The organism is Atlantibacter sp. RC6, from assembly GCF_014193285.1.
GTDB lineage: Bacteria > Pseudomonadota > Gammaproteobacteria > Enterobacterales > Enterobacteriaceae > Atlantibacter.
The window spans coordinates 38187-59391 of sequence record NZ_JACHZE010000015.1 but is presented as its reverse complement, the minus strand read 5'-3'; the positions used below and the strand labels follow the sequence as shown (position 1 = coordinate 59391).

At 55.3% G+C, this 21205-nt stretch carries 21 protein-coding genes and 4 tRNA genes; 14 read left to right on the top strand and 11 right to left on the bottom strand.

Annotated features, from left to right (window positions below):
* Positions 1–238 precede the first annotated feature (238 nt).
* Together FHW74_RS22080 and FHW74_RS22075 are read right to left on the bottom strand one after the other, a co-directional pair.
* Complete coding sequence (locus tag FHW74_RS22080) at positions 239–1534, bottom strand: integrase arm-type DNA-binding domain-containing protein (protein WP_183172438.1); 1296 nt, start codon at positions 1532–1534, stop codon at positions 239–241.
* A gap of 161 nt (positions 1535–1695) precedes the next feature.
* A tRNA-Asn gene (locus tag FHW74_RS22075) sits at positions 1696–1771 on the bottom strand.
* 5 nt (positions 1772–1776) lie between these two features.
* On the opposite strand from FHW74_RS22075, the gene FHW74_RS23060 reads away from it, so the two are divergent.
* Both FHW74_RS23060 and FHW74_RS22070 read left to right on the top strand, forming a co-directional pair.
* Positions 1777–1962: a DUF5951 family protein gene (locus tag FHW74_RS23060; protein WP_221192567.1), complete on the top strand. Its 186-nt coding sequence runs from the start codon at positions 1777–1779 to the stop codon at positions 1960–1962.
* Positions 1959–3422, top strand: coding sequence for an EmmdR/YeeO family multidrug/toxin efflux MATE transporter (locus FHW74_RS22070; protein WP_183172437.1), 1464 nt, complete (start codon positions 1959–1961; stop codon positions 3420–3422). Before FHW74_RS23060 ends, FHW74_RS22070 begins: the two co-directional genes overlap by 4 nt.
* On the opposite strand, the gene FHW74_RS22065 is transcribed toward FHW74_RS22070, so the two are convergent.
* The 4 genes from FHW74_RS22065 to FHW74_RS22050 are packed head-to-tail and all read right to left on the bottom strand — an operon-like array spanning position 3385 to position 6722.
* Positions 3385–4215, bottom strand: a complete 831-nt coding sequence (locus FHW74_RS22065) for a metal ABC transporter permease (protein ID WP_183172436.1) — start codon at positions 4213–4215, stop codon at positions 3385–3387. The genes FHW74_RS22070 and FHW74_RS22065 overlap by 38 nt on opposite strands.
* Entirely contained in the window at positions 4208–5068 is an 861-nt protein-coding gene (locus FHW74_RS22060) for a metal ABC transporter permease (protein ID WP_183172435.1), read from the bottom strand. The genes FHW74_RS22065 and FHW74_RS22060 overlap by 8 nt, the downstream gene beginning before the upstream one ends.
* Complete coding sequence (locus tag FHW74_RS22055; RefSeq protein WP_221192565.1) at positions 5065–5865, bottom strand: manganese/iron ABC transporter ATP-binding protein; 801 nt, start codon at positions 5863–5865, stop codon at positions 5065–5067. The genes FHW74_RS22060 and FHW74_RS22055 overlap by 4 nt, the downstream gene beginning before the upstream one ends.
* Complete coding sequence (locus FHW74_RS22050; protein WP_370528062.1) at positions 5862–6722, bottom strand: metal ABC transporter substrate-binding protein; 861 nt, start codon at positions 6720–6722, stop codon at positions 5862–5864. Before FHW74_RS22050 ends, FHW74_RS22055 begins: the two co-directional genes overlap by 4 nt.
* A 296-nt stretch (positions 6723–7018) precedes the next feature.
* On the opposite strand from FHW74_RS22050, the gene ldtA reads away from it, so the two are divergent.
* From ldtA to FHW74_RS22030, 4 genes are all read left to right on the top strand, one after another.
* On the top strand, positions 7019–7951 hold the full coding sequence (gene ldtA, locus FHW74_RS22045; protein ID WP_183172433.1) for a L,D-transpeptidase: 933 nt from the start codon (positions 7019–7021) through the stop codon (positions 7949–7951).
* Positions 7952–8082: 131 nt separating this feature from the next.
* Complete coding sequence (locus FHW74_RS22040) at positions 8083–8559, top strand: DUF1453 family protein (RefSeq protein ID WP_183172432.1); 477 nt, start codon at positions 8083–8085, stop codon at positions 8557–8559.
* A 212-nt stretch (positions 8560–8771) separates the two neighbouring features.
* Positions 8772–9029, top strand: a complete 258-nt coding sequence (locus FHW74_RS22035) for an antitoxin (protein ID WP_183172431.1) — start codon at positions 8772–8774, stop codon at positions 9027–9029.
* Positions 9030–9362 carry a type II toxin-antitoxin system PemK/MazF family toxin gene (locus FHW74_RS22030; RefSeq protein WP_183172430.1) on the top strand — a complete coding sequence of 111 codons (333 nt, stop codon included), beginning with the start codon at positions 9030–9032 and terminating at the stop codon, positions 9360–9362. It abuts the gene before it with no gap.
* 81 nt (positions 9363–9443) lie between these two features.
* Here the strand turns inward: FHW74_RS22030 and FHW74_RS22025 are convergent.
* Positions 9444–9519: transfer RNA gene (locus FHW74_RS22025), tRNA-Asn, on the bottom strand.
* 139 nt (positions 9520–9658) lie between these two features.
* Positions 9659–11113, bottom strand: coding sequence for an AMP nucleosidase (locus FHW74_RS22020; protein WP_183172429.1), 1455 nt, complete (start codon positions 11111–11113; stop codon positions 9659–9661).
* Between the two features lie 396 nt (positions 11114–11509).
* Between FHW74_RS22020 and FHW74_RS22015 the strand changes: the two genes are divergently transcribed.
* From FHW74_RS22015 to FHW74_RS21990, 6 genes are all read left to right on the top strand, one after another.
* Positions 11510–12625 (top strand): branched-chain amino acid ABC transporter substrate-binding protein, encoded by a 1116-nt coding sequence (locus FHW74_RS22015; RefSeq protein WP_183172428.1) that lies wholly within the window; start codon positions 11510–11512, stop codon positions 12623–12625.
* Between the two features lie 95 nt (positions 12626–12720).
* The gene (locus tag FHW74_RS22010) at positions 12721–13635 is read left to right on the top strand and encodes a branched-chain amino acid ABC transporter permease LivH (protein WP_183172427.1); all 915 of its coding nucleotides are present in this window, start codon (positions 12721–12723) and stop codon (positions 13633–13635) included.
* A 10-nt stretch (positions 13636–13645) separates the two neighbouring features.
* Entirely contained in the window at positions 13646–14932 is a 1287-nt protein-coding gene (livM, locus tag FHW74_RS22005; RefSeq protein WP_183172426.1) for a high-affinity branched-chain amino acid ABC transporter permease LivM, read from the top strand.
* Positions 14929–15801, top strand: coding sequence for an ABC transporter ATP-binding protein (locus FHW74_RS22000; protein WP_183172425.1), 873 nt, complete (start codon positions 14929–14931; stop codon positions 15799–15801). Before livM ends, FHW74_RS22000 begins: the two co-directional genes overlap by 4 nt.
* Entirely contained in the window at positions 15798–16511 is a 714-nt protein-coding gene (locus tag FHW74_RS21995; RefSeq protein ID WP_183172424.1) for an ABC transporter ATP-binding protein, read from the top strand. Before FHW74_RS22000 ends, FHW74_RS21995 begins: the two co-directional genes overlap by 4 nt.
* 119 nt (positions 16512–16630) lie before the next feature.
* The gene (locus FHW74_RS21990) at positions 16631–17617 is read left to right on the top strand and encodes a hypothetical protein (protein ID WP_183172423.1); all 987 of its coding nucleotides are present in this window, start codon (positions 16631–16633) and stop codon (positions 17615–17617) included.
* Between the two features lie 69 nt (positions 17618–17686).
* Here FHW74_RS21990 and FHW74_RS21985 read toward each other — a convergent pair.
* A tRNA-Asn gene (locus tag FHW74_RS21985) sits at positions 17687–17762 on the bottom strand.
* 361 nt (positions 17763–18123) lie between these two features.
* Between FHW74_RS21985 and nac the strand changes: the two genes are divergently transcribed.
* Both nac and cbl read left to right on the top strand, forming a co-directional pair.
* Positions 18124–19041, top strand: coding sequence for a nitrogen assimilation transcriptional regulator NAC (gene nac, locus FHW74_RS21980; RefSeq protein ID WP_183172422.1), 918 nt, complete (start codon positions 18124–18126; stop codon positions 19039–19041).
* A gap of 101 nt (positions 19042–19142) precedes the next feature.
* Positions 19143–20093, top strand: a complete 951-nt coding sequence (gene cbl / locus FHW74_RS21975) for an HTH-type transcriptional regulator Cbl (protein ID WP_183172421.1) — start codon at positions 19143–19145, stop codon at positions 20091–20093.
* A gap of 56 nt (positions 20094–20149) precedes the next feature.
* On the opposite strand, the gene FHW74_RS21970 is transcribed toward cbl, so the two are convergent.
* Positions 20150–20225: transfer RNA gene (locus FHW74_RS21970), tRNA-Asn, on the bottom strand.
* 100 nt (positions 20226–20325) lie between these two features.
* Complete coding sequence (mtfA, locus tag FHW74_RS21965) at positions 20326–21117, bottom strand: DgsA anti-repressor MtfA (RefSeq protein ID WP_183172420.1); 792 nt, start codon at positions 21115–21117, stop codon at positions 20326–20328.
* Positions 21118–21205 lie beyond the last annotated feature (88 nt).

Sequence of the window (21205 nt, the reverse complement as noted above, 5' to 3'; positions counted from 1 at the left end):
CCTCATTCCTCACTGAATTATCGGACGCCAGCGGAATTTGCAGCGGGCTGGCGAAATGGAAAAATTGAAGGTAAACAAACCGACATTACTAACTGACGATTGTGTTTAATACTGGGGGCAGGTCAATTATATCTAAATGAATTTTAGCCGTTTTGTTTAAATGGAACTTGGGGCCATTTCAGTTTCATTGTAGTGTTATAAAAAAGCAGCACCTGTGCTAACAGGTGCCGCTTATGCCTTATATATCAGTATCTATCATAACAGAGTTAGACTGGTTGACTGGATTTTTTTTGCTTTGAATATAAGGCGGCACATAAGATCCCTTGCATGCCTCCAGGTAATCTGACCACCATTGCATCATCGCCTTACGGGCATCCAGATATTGCGCCTTGTGAATGTAGGCTGCCCGAACGCTATTGCGTTCTTGATGGCTCATCTGCCGTTCAACCGCATCCTGCGCCCATAGTCCAGATTCCATCAAGGCACTACAGGCCATTGCCCGGAATCCGTGACCGCAGATTTCATCTTTTGTGTCATAACCCATAAGGCGCAAAGCCTTGTTAACCGTGTTTTCGCACATTGGTTTATATGGATTATGGTCACCGGGGAATATCAATTCCTGATGCCCGGATATATCCCGTATCTGTTTCAGAATAGCGATGGACTGACGAGAGAGGGGAACTATATGTGGCGTGCGCATTTTTGCACCACGTCCAGAATAACGTACACCGGGGATGGCTTCACGGGTGGCCGGAATGGTCCAGATTTTGTTTCTAAAATCGATCTCAGACCAACGGGCAAAGCGCAATTCGCTGGAACGGATGAAGAGGTGTAGAGTAAGTGATACCGCCAAACGGGTTAATTCTCGCCCTTGCTTGTAGTCCTCAATGCGAGTCAACAGTTCCGGTAGTTTCTCCAGCGGAAGGGCAGGGTAGTGGCGTTTAACGGGCGGGGCGATTATACCGTCCAGATTGGCCGCTGGATTATGCTCTATCAACTCCTGATGCACGGCATGACGCATGATGTTGCACATATGCTGTCGGGTTCGTGCCGCCACTTCCAGAAGACCTTTTTTCTCAATCCCTTTCAGCAGGTCGATGAAATGGCGGGTTTTCAGTTCTGTTACTGGCAGATGTCCAATTATCGGGAAGATATGATTGTTCATGCTGGCAAGCAGACGAGCGGCATGGTTCTCGGACCATGCACGGTTGCTTTTATGCCAGCTTAGTGCCACTGATTTGAAGGTTTCCTCTGGTGATGCAATGGCCCTTTCAGCAGATCGCTGTTGTGCTGGATTGATATTCTGCGCCAGCAATTTACGGATACCGTCACGCTGTTGACGGGCATTAGCCAGAGACACATCGGGATAGGCGCCTAAGCCGAGGCGAGATTCTTTTCTATTGATACGATATTTGAGATACCAGAGACGTGAACCGCCCGGATTGACCAAAAGGTATAGACCGTGCGAGTCGGAGACTTTGAAGGGTTTTGTAGATGATTTTAAGTTGCGGATTTTTGAGTCGTTAAGAGACATTTGGGGGTCACTCCGTCATCGAACCAACTTGACCCCAAATCTGACCACCAAATTCTCCCGATGCGGAGGGAAAACTGAAAATGCATCGGGAAGACTTTTCACGCTAACTCATTGAATATGAATCACATAAGGATTCGCAAAGCGGCATGAAAACAAGAATTTGGCTCCTCTGACTGGACTCGAACCAGTGACATACGGATTAACAGTCCGCCGTTCTACCGACTGAACTACAGAGGAATCGTGTGGAGGCTTATCTTAGCGGGGGAAAACTTTTTGTCAAACCCCATTTCAGCCCTCAGCACGCGACTGACCACTTTGCCGACGTTTCGCTGAAAATGCCAACAAAAATTGTGGAAATACTTTGCAGTAACGCCGTTCCTCACTCATCATTGAAAAGTCGTTTTACTTTCCTGATGGATTCACCTTGAGCTTATCCACTTCGCTGCGGCGCACCTTGTCGCGCACGCACTGGCACGGCCGTAGAAAAAGTTATCGTACCCTTTACTGGCGGGAAATTATGCCGCTGGCGGTGCCGATCTTTATAGAAAACACCTGCGTACTGTTGATGGGGGTGCTCAGCACCTTCCTGGTGAGCTGGCTGGGCAAAGAAGCGATGGCGGGCGTGGGTCTTGCCGATAGCTTTAACATGGTGATCCTGGCGTTTTTTGCGGCTATTGACCTGGGGACCACCGTGGTCGTGGCCTTTAGCCTCGGCAAGCGCGACCCGAAACGCGCCCGTGCGGCGGCGCGTCAGTCGCTGATACTGATGACGCTTGTCGCCGTGGTGCTGGCAGCGGTGATCCACTACTTTGGTAAAGAAATTATCGATGTTGTGGCGGGCGAGGCGTCCGTCCAGGTGAAACAACTGGCCCTCAATTATCTCCAACTGACGGTATGGAGCTACCCGGCGGCGGCGATTACGCTTATCGGCAGTGGGGCATTGCGCGGGGCAGGGAACACCAAAATTCCGCTACTGATTAACGGCGGGATGAATATTCTTAACATTATGATCAGCAGCGTGCTGATTTACGGCCTGTTTTCCTGGGACGGGCTGGGATTCTCCGGGGCGGGGCTGGGTCTCACGCTGTCGCGCTATATCGGCGCGCTGGGCATTATTTATGTGTTGATGATCGGCTTTAACCCGGCGCTTAAGATCACGTTACGCAGCTATTTCACCCGCCTTGATATCTCCATTCTGCGTGAAGTGTTAGGGATTGGCGTGCCGGCAAGCGTAGAGTCGGTGCTGTTTAACTGCGGTAAATTGCTCACCCAGATGTTTGTCGCCGGCATGGGCACCAACGTGATTGCCGGTAACTTTATCGCTTTCTCCGTGGCGGCGCTGATTAACCTGCCGGGTAACGCATTGGGTTCGGCATCGACCATTATTGTCGGAAAACGTCTTGGTAAAGGGCAGATAAGCCAGGCGGAGCTGCAACTGCGCCATATTTTCTGGATTTCAACCCTCGGATTAACCGCCATCGCCTGGCTGAGCGCACCGTTTGCCGGGCTTATCGCGTCGTTCTATACCCGTGAGCAGGACGTTATCGAAGTAGTTAAACATCTGCTGTGGTTGAACGCGCTGTTCATGCCGATTTGGGCGGCGGCGTGGGTGCTTCCCGCCGGGCTGAAAGGCGCGCGCGACGCCCGTTTCGCCATGTGGGTGACCATGCTGGGCATGTGGGGGTGCCGGGTCGTTGCCGGTTACGTGCTGGGGATTATGCTCGGCATGGGCGTCATCGGGGTATGGCTGGGTATGTTCCTCGACTGGGCGGTGCGCGGCCTCTTCTTCTACTGGCGTATGATGAGTGGACGCTGGTTGCAGAAGTACCCGCGCAGCAAAAAAACTGACGTTACGCGTCAGGCTGCGGCGCAGGCTGGCGACGGTTAACCAGCATCGCCAGCACAAACAGCAGACTGAATACCAGCACGATCGTGGGCGCGGGGGCGCTGTCGAGATAAAATGACAGCCAGATCCCGCTCAGCGACGCGATAATCGCCACGCCAACCGCCGCCAGCAGCATCGCCCCAAAGCTGCGGGTAATCAAAAAGGCTATCGCGCCGGGCGCGATCAGCATCGCAATGGCAAGAATAATCCCCACCGCTTTTAGCGAGGCGACAATCGCCAGCGCCAGCAAGACTAACAGCCCGTAATGCAGCAGCCTGATGCGCAGCCCCACCGCCTGGGCTTGTACCGGGTCGAAGGCGTGCAGCACCAGGTCGCGCCATTTCACGGCGATGACCGTCACGGTGAGCAGCGTGACCAGCGCAGTATCGCGGATGTCGCTGTTGCCGATGCCCAGCATATCGCCAAACAGAATATGGTCGAGATGTACCTCCGGCTGGAGCCAGACATACAGCACCAGCCCGAAACCAAACATGCCGGAAAACACGATGCCCATCGCCGTGTCGTGACGGATGCGGCTATTGTTTTTCAGATAGCCGGTCGCCAGTGCGCATAGCATCCCCGCCACAAACGCGCCGGGCGCGAAGGGCAGGCCGAGCATCCACGCGATCACCACGCCGGGAAACACCGCGTGGCTCATGGCATCGCCCATCAGCGCCCAGCCTTTAAGCACCAAAAAGCAGGAGAGCAGGGCGCAGGGAATGGCGATCAGCACTGAAATGATCAGCGCGTTGACCATAAAGTCGAAGCCCAGCGGGGCCATAATCCATTCAGTCATGGGGCACCGCCTGGCGGGTCATCCGCCGTTTGCGCGCTGCAATAACGCCGTGTTGCGGAGCAAGGAAAAACGCCAGCACAAACAGCAGGGTTTGCAGGGTGACGATAATGCCGCCCGTCGCCCCGTCAAGGTAATAACTCAGCCATGCGCCGAAGAAGCTGGTCAGGCTGCCGAGCGCCACGGCGATAATAATCAGCCGGGGAAAGCGATCGGTAAACAGCCACGCCGTCGCGCCGGGGGTGACCACCATGGAAATCACCAGGAACGCGCCGACGGTTTGCAACGCCGCCACGGTACAGGCTGACAGCAGGGTAAAGAACAGGCATTTCAGCAGTACCGGGTTCAGGCCAACGGCCCGGGCATGGGTTTCATCAAAAAACGTGACCAGCAGATCTTTCCATTTCACCAGTAAAATCAGCAGGGTAATCCCGCTAATTAGCGAGAGCTGGAGGATGTCCGAAGGCGCGATGGTGAGCACGTTGCCCATCACAATCGACCGAATATTCACGGCGGTGGGGTTGAGCGACACCATAAACAGCCCGAGAGCGAAAAATGAAGAGAAGATCAGGCCGATAATCACGTCCTCGCGCAGCCGGGTGCGATGATTCAAAAACAGCATCGCGGCGGCAGCCAGCCCGCCGGAGAAAAACGCGCCCAACGAGAAGGGCAGCCCGAGCATCCATGCGCCCGCCACGCCGGGGACGATCGCATGGGAAAGCGCATCGCCAATCAGCGACCAGCCTTTAAGCATCAAATAGCAGGAGAGAAATGCGCAAACGCCGCCCACCAGCGCCGAGACCCACATGGCGTTGACCATCCAGCCGTAGCTAAAGGGCTCAAGCAGCCAGCTCATACCGCCTCCTGGCAGGTGCTGAACAGATGATGTGACACGCCGCCAAACGCCCGTTCGATATTGGCATGGGTAAAGGTGTCGGCGGTTTTCCCGCAGGCCACCACGCTGCCGTTAATCAACAGAGTATGATCGCAAAATGACGGCACGCTGGCGAGATTATGGGTGGAAACCAGTAGCGTGCGGCCTTCGTCGCGCAACTGACCGAGCAGGGTCACGATTTGCTGCTCGGTTTTCACATCCACACCGGTAAAGGGTTCATCCAGTAAAATCAGCTGCCCGTTCTGCGCCAGCGCCCGCGCCAGAAAGACGCGTTTTTTCTGGCCGCCGGAGAGCTCGCCGATTTGCCGTTGGCGTAAATGACCCATATCCACTCGCGCCAGCGCCTGATCGGCGGCATGGCGATCGGCGGCGGACGGACGGCGCAACATGCCCATATAGCCGTAGCGCCCCATCATGACCACATCTTCCACCAGCACCGGGAAATTCCAGTCCACCTCTTCGGATTGCGGTACATAGCTCACCAGGTTATTGCCGAGCGCGGTTTTCACTGGCATGCCCAACAGGGTAATAGTGCCGTGCGCCAGCGGCACCAGCCCCATAATGGCTTTAAACAGCGTCGATTTTCCCGCGCCGTTGACGCCGAGCAGCGCGGTGATGCTGCCCTGCGGAAGTTGAAACGACGCGTCGCGCAGGGCGGTGTGGCCATTGCGCCAGGTGACGGTCGCCTGGTTAACCGCCACGCCGGGTCCGTGACGTGAGATATCTGAAGTTTGAACTCGCCTGAAAGGAGAAATCATTGTGCTGCCCCCTCGCGGATGCCGGTGACGATGGTGTCGGTGGTGACGCGTAGCAAATCGATATAGGTGGGAACCGGGCCGTCGGCTTTGCTCAGTGAATCGACATACAGTACGCCGCCGTAATGCGCGCCGGTCTCCCGGGCCACCTGGCGGGCTGGCTTATCGGATACGGTACTTTCACTGAAAATCGTCGGGATGCGCTCGCGCTTAATGGTGTCCACCACGTTGCGTACCTGCTGCGGCGTGCCTTGCTGATCGGCATTGATGGGCCACAGATACAGCTCTTTCAGCCCCATATCCCGGGCCAGATAGGAAAATGCCCCTTCGCTGGTTACCAGCCAGCGCTGCGGCGGCGGCAGTTGATCGAGCTTTTGATGCAGCGGCGCAAGAGTGGCGGCAATTTTTTGCTTATAGCGTTGGGCATTCGCGCGATAGGTGTCGGCATTGGCCGGATCGTGCTCAACAAAAGCATCGCGGATGTTATCCACGTAAATCATGGCGTTATCCGGCGACATCCATGCGTGAGGGTTAGGTTTGCCCTGATACGGCCCATTACCGATGGCCATCGGTGTGATGCCTTTCGTGACCACCACTTCCGGCACGCCTTTAAGATGCTGATAAAACTTGGCAAACCACAGCTCCAGGTTCATGCCATTAACAAGGATCAGCTTTGCCCCCTGGGCGCGTTTGATATCGCCAGGCGTGGGCTGATACTCGTGAATTTCTGCGCCGGGTTTGGTGATGGATTCCACATCAGCGGCGTCCCCGGCCACGTTTTTCGCCATGTCGGCAATGATGGTGAACGTCGTGACTGCTTTAAATTTTTCCTGCGCGCTGGCGTGAAAAGACATCAGCATGGCAACCAGTGCCGTTATTGCAGCCGCACTGCGCCCCTTTCCGGTTCCCATCATGCCTCTCTCCTGATTGATATTTCATCGTTTATAGCACCTGCTATAAAACATAGCCTAAGCTATATGAGAGGGCAAATGATAATTGTTATCATCGAAATTCATAAAATCAGGTAATCAGGATAACTTTTCAGAATGGAGAGAATGGGCATTTCACACCAGGGTGGCTATAAGATCATACTTCTGTAACATTCGGTCATGTTTTGACAATCTATGCTTAAAGTTCTGACTCAATAAGGAACGCTATGCTTCGTTTAATATTGGTTTCATTTTTACTTCTGGTTTCTGCGCTGCGAGCGTCCTGGGCGACTACCTATCCATTGCCGCCCGAAGGCAGCCGCCTGGTGGGCAGTAATATCACCATCACGATACCGGAAGGCAACACCGAGCCGCTCGAACACTTTGCGGCGATGTACGGGCTTGGGCTCAGCAATATGCTGGAGGCCAATCCGGGCGTTGATCCGTATCTGCCTAAACCTGGCAGCCAGTTAATTATTCCTCAGCAGGTGATCCTGCCGGATACGCCGCGTAAAGGGATTGTGGTGAACAGCGCCGAAATGCGCCTCTATTACTATCCGCCAGACAGCGGAACCGTGGTGGTGCTGCCGATTGGTATCGGCCAGGCGGGCCGCGAGACGCCGCGCAACTGGGTAACCAAAGTCGAGCGTAAACAAGAAGCGCCATCATGGACGCCGACCGCCAATACCCGCCGCGAATACGCCAAAGAGGGTGTTACGTTGCCGGCGTTTGTGCCTGCCGGGCCGGATAACCCGATGGGGCTGTATGCGATTTATATTGGCCGCCTGTATGCCATCCACGGCACCAACGCCAATTTTGGGATCGGCCTGCGGGTGAGCCAGGGCTGTATCCGTTTGCGCGACGATGACATTAAATTGCTGTTCGATAATGTCCCGGTGGGAACGCGTGTACAGCTGATCGATCAGCCGGTAAAAACCACCATTGAACCGGACGGCACGCGTTGGCTGGAAGTCCACGAGCCGCTATCGCGCAACCGCACCGAGTTTGAATCGGATAAACGTGTGCCGATCACCTTAACCGGGGCGTTGCGTAAGGAAGTGGAAAGCCCGGATGCCGATGCGCAGATTGTTGCCGAAGCTCTTGAGCGCCGCTCGGGCATGCCGGTACAGATTAATCATGTGGTCGGGACGACCTTTTAATTCCCCATATTACGAACCGAACCAGGCTTAAACGCCTGGTTTTTTTTCGTTCGTTTTGTTGATTCGGCGTTTATCTTTCCACTGGTAAGATTATTTCATCGACACGTACTCCTGAATCGCTGAGGTGAAAAATGACGACCACTCAAATTCTGATGCTGATAGCCCTGACCTGCTGGTCGGTTTACAAACAAACCATCCGCACCGAAGTGAACGGTAAAGGCCGGTTCAAAATGGCGAAAATTTACGGCATTGTCGGCCTGGTGGTTGGCGGCTTTTACCTGCCGACCGATGCCATCGCCTGGGCAACCGTTGTGTTAAGCGTTGGCGCAAGCGCGCTGGTGGGAGTGATGCGCGGTAATTTAACGCGTCTGAGCATTGAGGGCGGTAAAGTCTTCAGCCAGGGAAGCGCGCTGACGATTGGTTTATTCCTTGGGCTGGTAGCGTTTAAATTCCTGCTCGGCACCTGGCTGTATTTTAACCATCCGCAGCCGCATAACGGTTTTGGGGAAATCCTCGTGCTGATTGCCATCATGGTGGCAGTGCAGGCGCAGATAGTCTGGGTGCGGGCTCAAAAAGTTATGGCGGGAATGGTGCCGTCTGTACAGTAATATTCTTTCCTGCCTGCGGCGCAGACCCGTTACGGAAGCTGCGCCGCATTTTATTTATCTGATCCATCATAAACATTTCAACCGTCAAATCAGTTTCTTAGTATTGGCTTTCACGCCTGGCTGCGTTAAGGAAATCATCAATGGAATTGATGACTAATTGTGCATTTCGCAACTTCGATGTTATATTAAAATATAACTTTCGGAGGTTTAATATGTTTACTACTCGTTTAAAAAAGGTCGGCGGATCCATCATGTTGGCGGTTCCTCCCGCCGTGCTGAAAACGCTGGAACTGTCTACGGACAGCGAAGTGGGTATGACCATTGATAATGGCTGCCTGATTATTGAACCCCAGAAACGGCCCCGTTATTCACTTGAAGAGTTGCTGGCGCAGTGTGATCCCAACGCCGAAATGAGCGAAGAGGATCGTGAATGGATGGATGCGCCGCCGGTGGGCAAGGAGATTCTATAAATGGACAGAGGCGAAATCTGGCTTGTTTCACTCGATCCCATTGCTGGTCATGAACAAAGCGGAAAGCGTCCGGTGCTTATCGTATCGAAGGCATCGTTTAATACGTTTACCCGTCTACCCGTTGTCGTTCCCGTTACCCGTGGCGGACACTTTGCCCATGCTGCTGGGTTTACCGTTTCACTAGACGGGACCGGCACCAAAACAACGGGCGTCATTCGCTGCGACCAGCCCAGAACCATCGATATGGTAGCCAGGAGCGGCAAGCGTGTGGAACGTATTCCCGAGGCGATAGTGAATGAAGTACTGGCCAGGCTGGAAGCTATTCTGAACTGATGTTTCTGGGAGGTAGCGAGACAGGGAAAAGCTATAAAAACAAAAAAGCAGATACCTTCCGATATCTGCTTTTTCTAAATTTGGCTCCTCTGACTGGACTCGAACCAGTGACATACGGATTAACAGTCCGCCGTTCTACCGACTGAACTACAGAGGAATCGTGTGAACGGGGCGCATAGTATCGACCCACCGAATGCTTGTCAAAGCCTGTTTTTGATTTTGAGTGCGTTTGCTGATTAATTCCACAACTTGCCGAAAATCCGGGTGAAAACGCTCACCCGGACGGTGTTGCGCGGTTAGCGGAACGGCGGTTCGTTAAAGGTGCGCAGTTTACGGGAATGGAGGCGGTCGCCCTCGGCGCGCAGTAAATCTATCGCCCGGATGCCAATCTGCAAATGCTCGGAAATCGCCCCTTCGTAAAACCGGTTTGCCTGGCCGGGGAGTTTAATTTCACCGTGCAAGGGTTTATCCGATACGCACAGCAGCGTGCCGTAGGGCACCCGGAAGCGATAGCCCTGAGCGGCGATGGTGGCGCTTTCCATATCAATCGCCACGGCGCGACTTAAGTTAAAACGCAACGCCGAGGCGCTGTAGCGCAACTCCCAGTTGCGGTCATCGGTGGTGACGACCGTGCCGGTACGCAACCGCTGTTTGACCTCTTCCCCAGGCATGCCGCTCACCTGTTTGGTGGCGTCGTACAGCGCGCGCTGCACTTCGGCAATGCTCGGGATCGGGATATCCGGCGGCAGTACCGCGTCCAGGACGTGGTCATCGCGCAGATAAGCGTGAGCCAGCACATAATCGCCGATCGCCTGGCTTTCGCGCAGCCCGCCGCAGTGGCCAATCATCATCCACACGTCCGGGCGCAGCACCGCCAGATGGTCGCAGATAGTTTTTGCGTTCGACGGCCCGACGCCGATATTCACCAGCGTGATCCCCTGTCCGTCCTGCGTGATCAAATGCCAGGCCGGCATCTGGTGTTTCTTCCAGGCCAGATCGGAAATCGCCTCCTCAGGCGCTTCGGTATCCGCGGTGATCCAGATGCCGCCCGCGCAGGAGAGTGCGATGTACGGGCTGTCCGGGTCGAGGATCTGGCTGCATCCCCAGCGCACAAACTCATCTACGTAGCGGGTGTAGTTAGTAAACAGCACAAACGGCTGGAAATGCTCTACCGGCGTACCGGTGTAGTGGCGCAGCCTCGCCAGCGAGAAATCGACCCGGCGCGCGTCAAAATGCGACAGCGGGTAAAACTCGGTGGGGTGGAAAATCCCATCGGCGGTTTCGTCGCCGATTTGCGCCAGTTCGGTGGTGGGGAAATGGCGCGCCAGACCGGCGCTCATGGAGCGGTCCAGCGTCAGCGCCGAGCCGTCAATCACGTAAGGATAGGGGATTTCATGTGGCGACGGCGCCACTTCGATGATCGCGCCGTAATCGTGATACAGCAGCTCCAGTTGTTCCGCCAGATAGGCGCGGAACAGCGCCGGGCGGGTAATGGTGGTGGTGTAACAGCCAGGATGGGTAAACCGGGCGTAAGCGCGGGTCTTTTTCGGATTAACCGCCGTGCCGTCCCAGCTCACTTGCAGTTGCGGATAAACAAACAGCCCGCTGGCGCGGCGGGTGGCATCCGGCAATTTTCCTTCTGAAATGTACAGGCTAATGGCGTCGCGCAGGGCGTTTACCGCCTGGTCGTAAAGGGCTTCCAGTTGATCCAGCGCCTGTTCTGGCGTCAGGCTTACTACGGCTTGGTTCATCTTCTCTCCTTATCCCGGCAAGCTGTCGGGTGCAACATTACCGATAGTATGTCACAGGAGTAATACAGTCGTGTGTTGAATAGCAACCTCTGTAAAACTCATCCGTCTGAATGATTGCCACCCTGAACCGACTGTTAATGTTCAACAATCCGCATCGGACTGGTGATCTTCGCCGCAAATTTCTACTTGCGGGGTGCGCAGCCTGACGGGCGCGCGGCTATGTTTAAGATTCTGGACGGTCCGGAAACCGCGCATCCCAGCCAGCCACGTGATGGCAAACTCATCTCTTTGATTGTTAATAAACAGGCCTGTCCGAATGCCCGTGTATTGACGAAGCCCGTGATTTTTCCCGCGCCAGCGTTGGCGCCGTGTCTGAACAGTGCGAGGAATATCCGAATGTCTTTGAAAATAAAACAATTACCGCTGCATATCGCCATTGTCGGTTGTTTAACCACGGCATTTTATGCCCAGGCGGATATCAAAATCGGCGTGGCGGGGCCCTTCACCGGCCCGAACGCCACTTACGGCGCGCAATACTGGAAGGGCGCAACCCAGGCGGCGGAGGATATCAACGCCGCTGGCGGCATTAAAGGCGAGAAAATCGTACTGGTTCAGGGAGATGACGCCTGTGAACCCAAGCAGGCGGTGGCGGTAGCCAACCGCATGGTAGATGAATCAAAAGTCTCGGCGGTGGTAGGGCACTTCTGTTCTTCTTCCACCATGCCCGCGTCCGAAGTGTATGACGAGGCGGGTGTGCTGACTATCACGCCGGGCTCCACCAATCCGCAGGTCACCGAGCGCGGCATGAAGGGTATGTTCCGCATGTGCGGGCGCGATGACCAGCAGGGCGTCGTGGCGGCCAACTATATGCTCGACACGCTGAAAGCGAAGAAAATCGCCATCATTCACGATAAAGACACCTATGGACAGGGCCTCGCCGACGCCACCAAAGCGGCGCTGGAAAAACGCGGCACCAAAGAGGTGTTGTACGAAGGGCTGTCACGCGGTGAAAAAGACTTTAACGCCCTGGTGACCAAAATCGGTTCGCTGAAACCCGACGTGGTTTACTTCGGCGGCTGCCATCCGGAAGCGGGCCCGCTGGTGCGCCAGATGCGTGAGCAGGGCGTGCAGGCGAAATTCTTCTCCGGCGACTGCGTAGTGACCGAAGAGATGGTGACCGCAGCGGGTGGCCCGCAGTTTACCAACGGCGTGTTGATGACCTTCGGCAACGATCCGCGCACCATCCCGGCGGGTAAAACGGTGATCGAAAAATTCCGCGCCAGCGGTTTTGAGCCGGAAGGCTACACCCTTTACGCCTACGCCTCCATCCAGGCAATTGCCGCAGCCTATAACGGCGCGGGGAAAGATAACGAAAAAGCCAGTGAGTGGTTGAAATCCAATACCGTGGATACGGTGATGGGCCCCAAATCCTGGGACGGCAAGGGCGACCTGAAAGTCTCGGATTACGTGGTCTATCAGTGGGATGACAAAGGCAAATACAAACAACTGTAGTTTGCCGCCCCGTCCGTTTTGCCGCCAGGTAAAACGCCGCGACACTGAAAGCTGCCCGGCTGGCGGGCAGCTTTCTCACTGGCGAGAGTGTTGATATGGATGCTTTTTTTCTCCAACAGCTGATTAACGGGCTGACGTTAGGCGCTGTCTACGGTTTGATCGCCATCGGCTACACCATGGTTTACGGCATTATCGGGATGATCAATTTCGCCCACGGCGAAGTCTATATGATCTCCGCGTATCTCTGTGCCATCGGGCTGGCGCTGCTGGCCAGTTTCGGCATTCACTCCTTCCCGCTGCTGATCTTCGGCACGCTGATTTTCACTATCGCCGTGACCGCCGTATACGGCTGGGCAATTGAGCGGATCGCCTACCGGCCGCTGCGCAACTCCACCCGGTTGGCTCCGCTGATCTCCGCCATCGGTATGTCGCTGATCCTGCAAAACTACGTTCAGCTAAGCCAGGGACCAAATCAGCAGGGTATTCCCACGCTGCTGACCGGGGTGCTGCGCTTCCATGTTGACGACGGGGTGGTACAAATCACCCTGACTAAAATCTTTATCCTGGTGGCTGCCGTGGTGGGGATGGGGGTACTGACGTGGATTATTCAGTTTACCCGGCTGGGGCGGATTTGCCGCGCCACCCAGCAGGACCGGCGCATGGCTTCGATACTTGGCATCAACACCAACCGGGTGATCTCGCTGGTATTTGTGATTGGCGCATCGATGGCCGGGCTGGCGGGGGTGTTGGTCACCATGAACTACGGGACCTTTGACTTCTACGCCGGTTTTATTATCGGCATTAAAGCCTTTACCGCGGCGGTGCTGGGGGGGATTGGCTCACTGCCCGGCGCCATGCTTGGCGGCCTGCTGTTAGGGGTTGCCGAAGCGCAGTTCGCCGGGCTGGTGAACTCCGATTACAAAGACGTGTTTTCGTTTTCACTGCTGGTGGTGATCCTGATTTTTCGCCCGCAAGGCTTGCTGGGCCGTCCCGTGGTCGCGAAGGTGTAAGGGGTAAACGATGACAGATGCGGCACTGAAGCCAGGAATCGATATCAAAAAATGCCTGCTGGATACCGTACTGGCAGGGTTATGCGCATTAGTGGTGTTTGGGCCGATAGTCGGGGTGGTACTGCGAGGCTACAGTTATACGCTGTCGCCGGATCGCGTGGCGCTGCTGGTGGCGGCGGTGATGGCAGGGCGCTTCGTCCTGAGCCTGGCGCTGCAAACGTCGCGCGGGCGGCGGTTTGCCCGGCAGTTTGAAAGCGCGGACGACGGCGTCTACGTGCGCCCCGTCGATTATCAATCGCCGCTGCGCTGGGTGATCCCGCTGTTGATGGTGCTGGCGTTGCTGTTCCCCTTTGTCGCCACCAAATACTTGCTCACCGTGGCGATCCTTGGGCTAATCTACGTGTTGCTCGGGTTGGGGCTGAATATCGTGGTAGGCCTGGCCGGGCTACTCGATCTGGGCTATGTGGCGTTTTACGCCATTGGCGCTTACGGGCTGGCACTGGGTTATCAGTATCTGGGGCTGGGGTTTTGGGTGATGCTGCCGCTGGGCGCGCTTCTCGCCGCGCTGGCCGGGGCGCTGCTCGGCTTTCCGGTCTTGCGGATGCACGGGGATTACCTGGCGATTGTTACCCTCGGGTTCGGGGAGATCATCCGGCTGGTGCTCAACAACTGGCTGAGCTTCACCGGCGGGCCGAACGGGATTTCCGTCCCGGCGCCGACACTGTTCGGGCTGGAGTTTTCCCGGCGCGCCAAAGACGGCGGCGTGCCTTTTCATGAATTCTTCGATATTTCTTATAACCCTAACCTGAAGTTTATTTTTATCTACGCGGTACTGGTTCTGGTGGTGCTGCTGGTGCTTTTTATTAAGCATCGTCTGACGCGAATGCCGATAGGCCGGGCCTGGGAGGCGCTGCGCGAAGATGAAATCGCTTGCCGCTCGCTGGGGCTCAACCACGTGCTGGTGAAGCTGTCGGCCTTTATGCTCGGGGCGTCGACCGCCGGCATCGCCGGGGTGTTCTTCGCCACTTATCAGGGATTTGTTAATCCAACCTCATTTACCTTCTTCGAATCGGCGTTGATCCTCGCCATTGTGGTGCTGGGGGGCATGGGCTCGACGCTCGGCGTCGTGCTGGCCGCGTTTGTACTCACGGTGGCGCCGGAACTGCTGAGGAGCTTTGCCGAATACCGCGTACTGCTGTTCGGCGTGTTAATGGTGGTGATGATGATCTGGCGACCCCGTGGACTGGTGCGCACCAGCCGCGCCGGGTTCGCCACCCGTAAAGGAGTGGCGCCATGAGCGACAGCATCCTGCGGGTTGAGCATCTGATGATGCATTTTGGCGGCATCAACGCGCTTAACGACGTCAATCTGGACGTGGAGCGCGGTTCGATCACCGCGCTAATCGGGCCGAACGGGGCGGGTAAAACCACGGTATTTAACTGTCTGACCGGGTTTTATCACGCCACCGGCGGCGCGATCCTGCTGAATACGCGCACCCCTACCGACATCATCCAGGTGCTGGGGCAAAAACTGCGCGCCAATGATTTCCTTCATCCCCGACGGCTTGGTTCGCGGCTCTACTACAAAATGTTTGGCGGCACCCATCTGGTGAACCGTGCCGGGCTGGCGCGCACTTTCCAGAATATCCGCTTATTCCGTGAAATGTCGGTAGTGGAAAACCTGCTGGTGGCCCAGCACATGCTGGCGAACCGTAATCTGGTTGCCGGGATTTTTAATACCGCCGCTTATCGCAGGGCCGAAAACCAGGCGCTGGACCGGGCGTTTTACTGGCTGGAAGTGGTGGAGATGGTGGATTGTGCCAACCGGCTGGCGGGCACGCTTTCTTATGGGCAGCAGCGCCGGTTAGAAATCGCCCGCGCCATGTGCACCGGGCCGGAGATGATCTGCCTTGATGAACCCGCCGCCGGGCTTAACCCGGTGGAAACCCACGCCCTGAGCCGCATTCTACGGCTGCTGCGCCAGCAGCACGGCGTCACGGTGCTGCTGATTGAGCACGACATGGGCATGGTGATGGAGATTTCCGACCACGTTATCGTACTGGATCACGGCAACGTCATCGCGCGCGGCGCGCCGCAGGACATTCAGCACAACCCCAGCGTTATCGCCGCCTATCTGGGCGCAGAGGAAGAGGAGGTCACGGGATGAAGCCGTTGCTGGAGTTTCGCGATGTTGACGTGTTTTATGGGCCGATTCAGGCGCTGAAAGGCATTTCTCTGACGGTGAACGAAGGCGAAACCGTCTCGCTGATTGGCGCGAACGGCGCGGGCAAATCTACCCTGCTGATGTCGATTTTCGGCCAGCCGCGCATCGCCAACGGGCAAATTCTCTACCGGGGAGAAGATATCAGCCGCCGCTCCACCCATTTTATCGCCAGCAACGGCATAGCTCAGGCACCGGAAGGACGGCGCATTTTCCCGGATATGACGGTGGAGGAAAACCTGCTGATGGGCGCAATCGCCATCGGTAACCGCTATCAGAAAGAAGATAAAGCGCGCATGTTTGAGTTATTCCCCCGGCTTGAGGAGCGTCGCAGCCAGCGGGCGATGACGCTTTCCGGCGGCGAGCAGCAAATGCTGTCTATCGCCCGGGCGCTGATGAGCCGCCCAAAACTTCTGTTGCTGGATGAGCCGAGCCTGGGACTCGCGCCGCTGGTGGTGAAACAGATTTTTCATATCCTGCGCGAGCTGACTCAGCAGGGGGTGACGCTGTTTCTGGTGGAGCAAAACGCTAACCACGCGCTAAAACTCTCCGACCGCGGGTATGTGATGACCAACGGAGAAATTCGCCTGAGCGGGAGCGGGGCGGAACTGCTGGTGAACCCGGAAGTGAGGAAAGCGTATCTGGGTGGGGTGTGAGGCGGTTAAAACGCAGCACTGCTGGAATACAGATTCCAGATCCAGCAAACAAACTGGACGGGCCTGGCCTCCCTTTGCCAGGATGCGCTGACTGCCACTATCAGGAGAGGAAAACAAACATGGAAGGTCAATTAGTCTTCTGTTCCGACGCCATACTGCGCTTTTGCTCGGAGTATGATGACACAACCGCCGTACCGCTGCTTTCAATACAACAGACGTTCGCCGAAGCCGATCCGTACTTCCTGCTGAAATATTTTCGCCACCGGGTCGTGATAGAACAAGGCACCACTCTGGCGAGTATTTTTCTGGCGATCGAACCCTGGAAAGCGCTGTTAACGGCCTGGCTGGACCGGGACGTGGGCGCTTACATTGATGAGGTTAAAAAGCCCTCAGGCTCCACATCCTGCGATCTCGAGTGGATTGGTATCGATCGCCGGACGTCGGTTTATCGCGCTTATCATTATCAACCCCGGGAAGAAGACGAGTCTCTTCAGGATTATTTTAATCGCGAGCAAACCCCCTCCGATGAATTTGACATTGAAAGCCACTGTGATGCGTCAGGGTTTATCAAAGGCGACGAGCAGCGCTGGAGCATCAGTGAAGATATCCATCAAATTAAAAATCTGCCGGTGATCCTCTGTGATAAACAAACGCTTATCGCGCCAGGCAAAGAGGGGTTACTCAGTGACAGCGTAAGTGGCGTGAACAGCGCCCTTAATAGCCGTTACATTTCAGGTGAGACCTCGTTTTCTTTCGCTGATGTGATGGAGGCGATTTTTATTAGCGGGCTGTTTTTCTATTCGCCTCAGTCAGCCGCTGAGAGCTATCAGCAACTGGACGAGAGGCTGGGCGCATTTAAAGAGCACCTGGATAGCCAACCGGAGGGTTCAACCGAGACGGGCAACGACGATAACAAGCCAACGATACACATCGCGGACGGCGCGTTTGATTCCATGCTTGACCATATCGAAACCGAGAAAGAAGACTGGCACCTGGTGAAAACGCTTTGCAAGCAGAACCGCTCGCTGCCGGTGAGGATTGGCATAATTACACCCGCCAGGCCCCCTGAAATACCACAGCCAGGCGCACTCTTTGATGAGAGTTGAAACCGCAGCGGGGTGAGCGGCTGCAATAAAAAGCCCGCTTAAGTTTCCTTAAGCGGGCTTCCTGGAATTTGGCTCCTCTGACTGGACTCGAACCAGTGACATACGGATTAACAGTCCGCCGTTCTACCGACTGAACTACAGAGGAATCGTGTGAACGGGGCGCATGTTAACGGGGGCCGATCGCCTTGTCAAAGCCTGTTTTGCATAAAACTTTTTGATTGCTGAATTTTCCGGCAGCCTGGCGATGCAAACGTCGCCTGTAGGCAGAATCGTGATGATTATCAGGGAACTGGCGCCTTTGAGCCTACCTACGCTCGCAAATGGTGCATCCCTACCTCTTATGGGGCAGAAGTAAAACACGATTCCATTCTAAAAATGCATATAAAGATTAGTTTCTCTTATTATCCAGCGGGTTAAGAGGCCATTGCTGTAATGAAAAAAACTGGCAAGCATCTTGCAAATTCCCTGTAACCAGCTTGTTCATGTCATTCATTCCAGGGGGCCATATGAACCTTAGACGCCTGAAGTATTTCGTAAAAATCGTTGATATCGGCAGCCTGACTCAGGCGGCAGAAGTGCTGCACATCGCTCAACCGGCACTGAGCCAGCAGGTAGCAACGCTGGAAGGAGAGATGGATCAGCAACTGCTTATTCGCACCAAGCGCGGCGTTACGCCAACCGAGGCCGGGAAAATTCTCTATGCCCATGCGCGTACCATTCTGCGCCAGTGCGAGCAGGCGCAACTGGCGGTGAATAATGTGGGGCACACCTTAAGTGGTCATGTGTCGATCGGCCTTGCACCGGGAACCGCCGCCGCGGCGATTACCATGCCGCTGTTGCAGGCGGTACGTAATGAACTGCCGGACGTGCTGGTTTATCTTCAGGAAAACAGCGGCGCGCAGTTGAACGACAAACTGCTTGGCGGCCAGCTGGATATGGCGGTGCTCTACGATCGCGCGCCGGTTGCCGGGATCGCCAGCCAGCCGTTGTTGAAAGAGGAGCTGTTTTTAGTCGGCACACGGGATTGCCCGGGGCAGCAAGTGGATTTAGCCAGCGTGGCGGAGATGAATTTATTCCTGCCGCGTGATTTCTGCGCGGTACGTAAACGCGTTGACGAAGCCTTTTCGTTGCGCCGACTGACAGCCAAAATCATTGGCGAAATAGATTCGGCTTCTACACTGACTGCCGCTATCGCCAGTGGCATGGGCGTAACGGTATTGCCGGAATCCGCTGCGCGATCGTTGGCGCAAGCGGCAAACGGCTGGACGGCGCGCATTACCAGCCCGTCGCTGAGTTTGCCACTGTCTTTGAACGTCTCGGCGCATATGTCGCTGTCTCCACAGGCGCAAGCGGTAAAAGAAATTCTTATGTCGCTGATTTCACGTCCTGCGATGGAGGGTCGTGAGCTGTTGCTGGTCAGCTAGGCCATATTCCAGAAAAGAATAAGTTGCTGGTTTTTATTATTTGTTATGCAGAAGCACTGACTTTAACAATAGCGTTATATCAGAATGCTTCTGGGGACATTATGAATTTTCAGCAACTCAAAATTATCCGCGAGGCGGCGAAGCGGGATTACAACCTGACTGAAGTCGCCAGTATGCTCTACACCTCGCAATCCGGCGTCAGCCGCCACATACGCGAGCTGGAAGACGAGCTGGGTATCGAAATTTTTATTCGGCGCGGTAAGCGTTTGTTGGGCATGACGGAGCCGGGCAAAGCGCTGCTGGTCATTGCCGAACGTATTCTGAATGAAGCCAGTAATGTTCGCCGTCTGGCGGATCTGTTCTCCAACGATACCAGCGGTATTCTGACCATCGCTACCACGCACACCCAGGCGCGGTATAGCCTGCCGGCGGTAATTAAATCTTTTCGCGCGCTATTTCCCGAAGTACGGCTGGAACTGATTCAGGGCACACCGCAAGAAATCGAAACCCTGCTGGAAAACGGCACGGCGGATATTGGTATCGCCAGCGAGCGGTTGAGCAACGATCCGCTGCTGGTGGCCTATCCGTGGTTCCGCTGGTCGCACAGCCTGCTGGTCCCCGCTGGGCATGCGCTTTTACACGCCGTGCCGGTTACCCTTGACGAGCTGGGCCGCTGGCCGCTTATCACCTACCGGCAGGGGATCACCGGCCGCTCACGCATCGATGAGGCCTTTGCCCGTAAAGGTATCGTGCCCGATATCGTGCTGAGCGCGCAGGATTCTGACGTGATCAAAACCTATGTTGAACTGGGGCTTGGCATCGGGATTGTGGCGGAGCAGGCGAGCGGCGAGCATGACAGCGGGCAACTGGTCAGGCTGGATGTGCGCCATCTGTTTGATGCCAATACCGTCTGGTTAGGTTTGAAGCGCGGCCAGCTACAGCGCAACTACGTCTGGCGCTTTATCGAGTTATGTAATTCGGCGCTGTCGGTGGATGAGATTAAGCGTCAGGCTTTGGAAAGCGACGAAGTGGTCATTGATTATCAGATATAAAGGTGCCAAAAATTAAAAAGCCCGCTTAAGTTTCCTTAAGCGGGCTTCCTGGAATTTGGCTCCTCTGACTGGACTCGAACCAGTGACATACGGATTAACAGTCCGCCGTTCTACCGACTGAACTACAGAGGAATCGTGTGAACGGGTCGCATAGTAATAGCGAGCCCAATTTGTGTCAATGCAAAATTTAATGCCTTGATTCAATTGGCTGTTTTCGCACCATTTTGCCAGTTTAGTGTACCTTAGCCGCCCAGGGATCCGTTTCGCCTGAATAAAGACGTTTTAAGGGATCCTGACCGTAAAACTGGCTGAAGCGTTGCCACAGCGACGGAAAGCGCGGAGCGAACAACTGCGGCGCGCTAAAGAAATACTCTGACAACACCGCAAAACATTCCGCCGGGTCGGTTGCGGCGTAGGCGTCGATACTGGCGGCGTTTTCGCCTACCAGATCGATTTCATCCTGAATATTACTCATCGCGGCGTGGAGATCGTGCTCCCAACCCGCTACATCGCGCAGCGCGATAAAGGGTACGCCGCTGGCACGATCGCCATTACGCATATCCAGTTTATGGGCAACCTCATGGACAATAAGATTGAAGCCTGATGCATCAAAGGAGTCGTGGATATCCAGCCAGTTGAGAATAATCGGCCCCTGCTGCCAGCTTTGCCCCGATTGTACGCTGCGCTGGTTGTGGACCAGGCCAATATCGTCTTCCCACTCATCATCTACCACAAAGGGTGCCGGATAAATCAGCACTTCATGGAAGCCATCCAGCCATTCAATCCCAAGTTCCATCACCGGCAGGCAAAAAAGAAGGGCGATACGCGCGGATTTCAGTTCGTCGAGTTCAAAACCTTGCAGCGCGACCAGCCGTTTCTGCTGAAGAAAACGTTCAGCCAGGCGGATGAGCTTTTGCTGTTCCCCTGGAGTGAAGCCCGCCAAAACGGGAATGGTGAACGCGTCATCCCAGGGAAGAGGCGTTGTCGAGGTGGATTCATTCGCTTTCCACGGCCACTTAATCATCTATCTGCTCGCAAAGTCGTCATTTGAACAAAATCGAAAGGGCAAGGACTATTAAAATGCCAAATAACCTGGCATCATGGCAACCGTT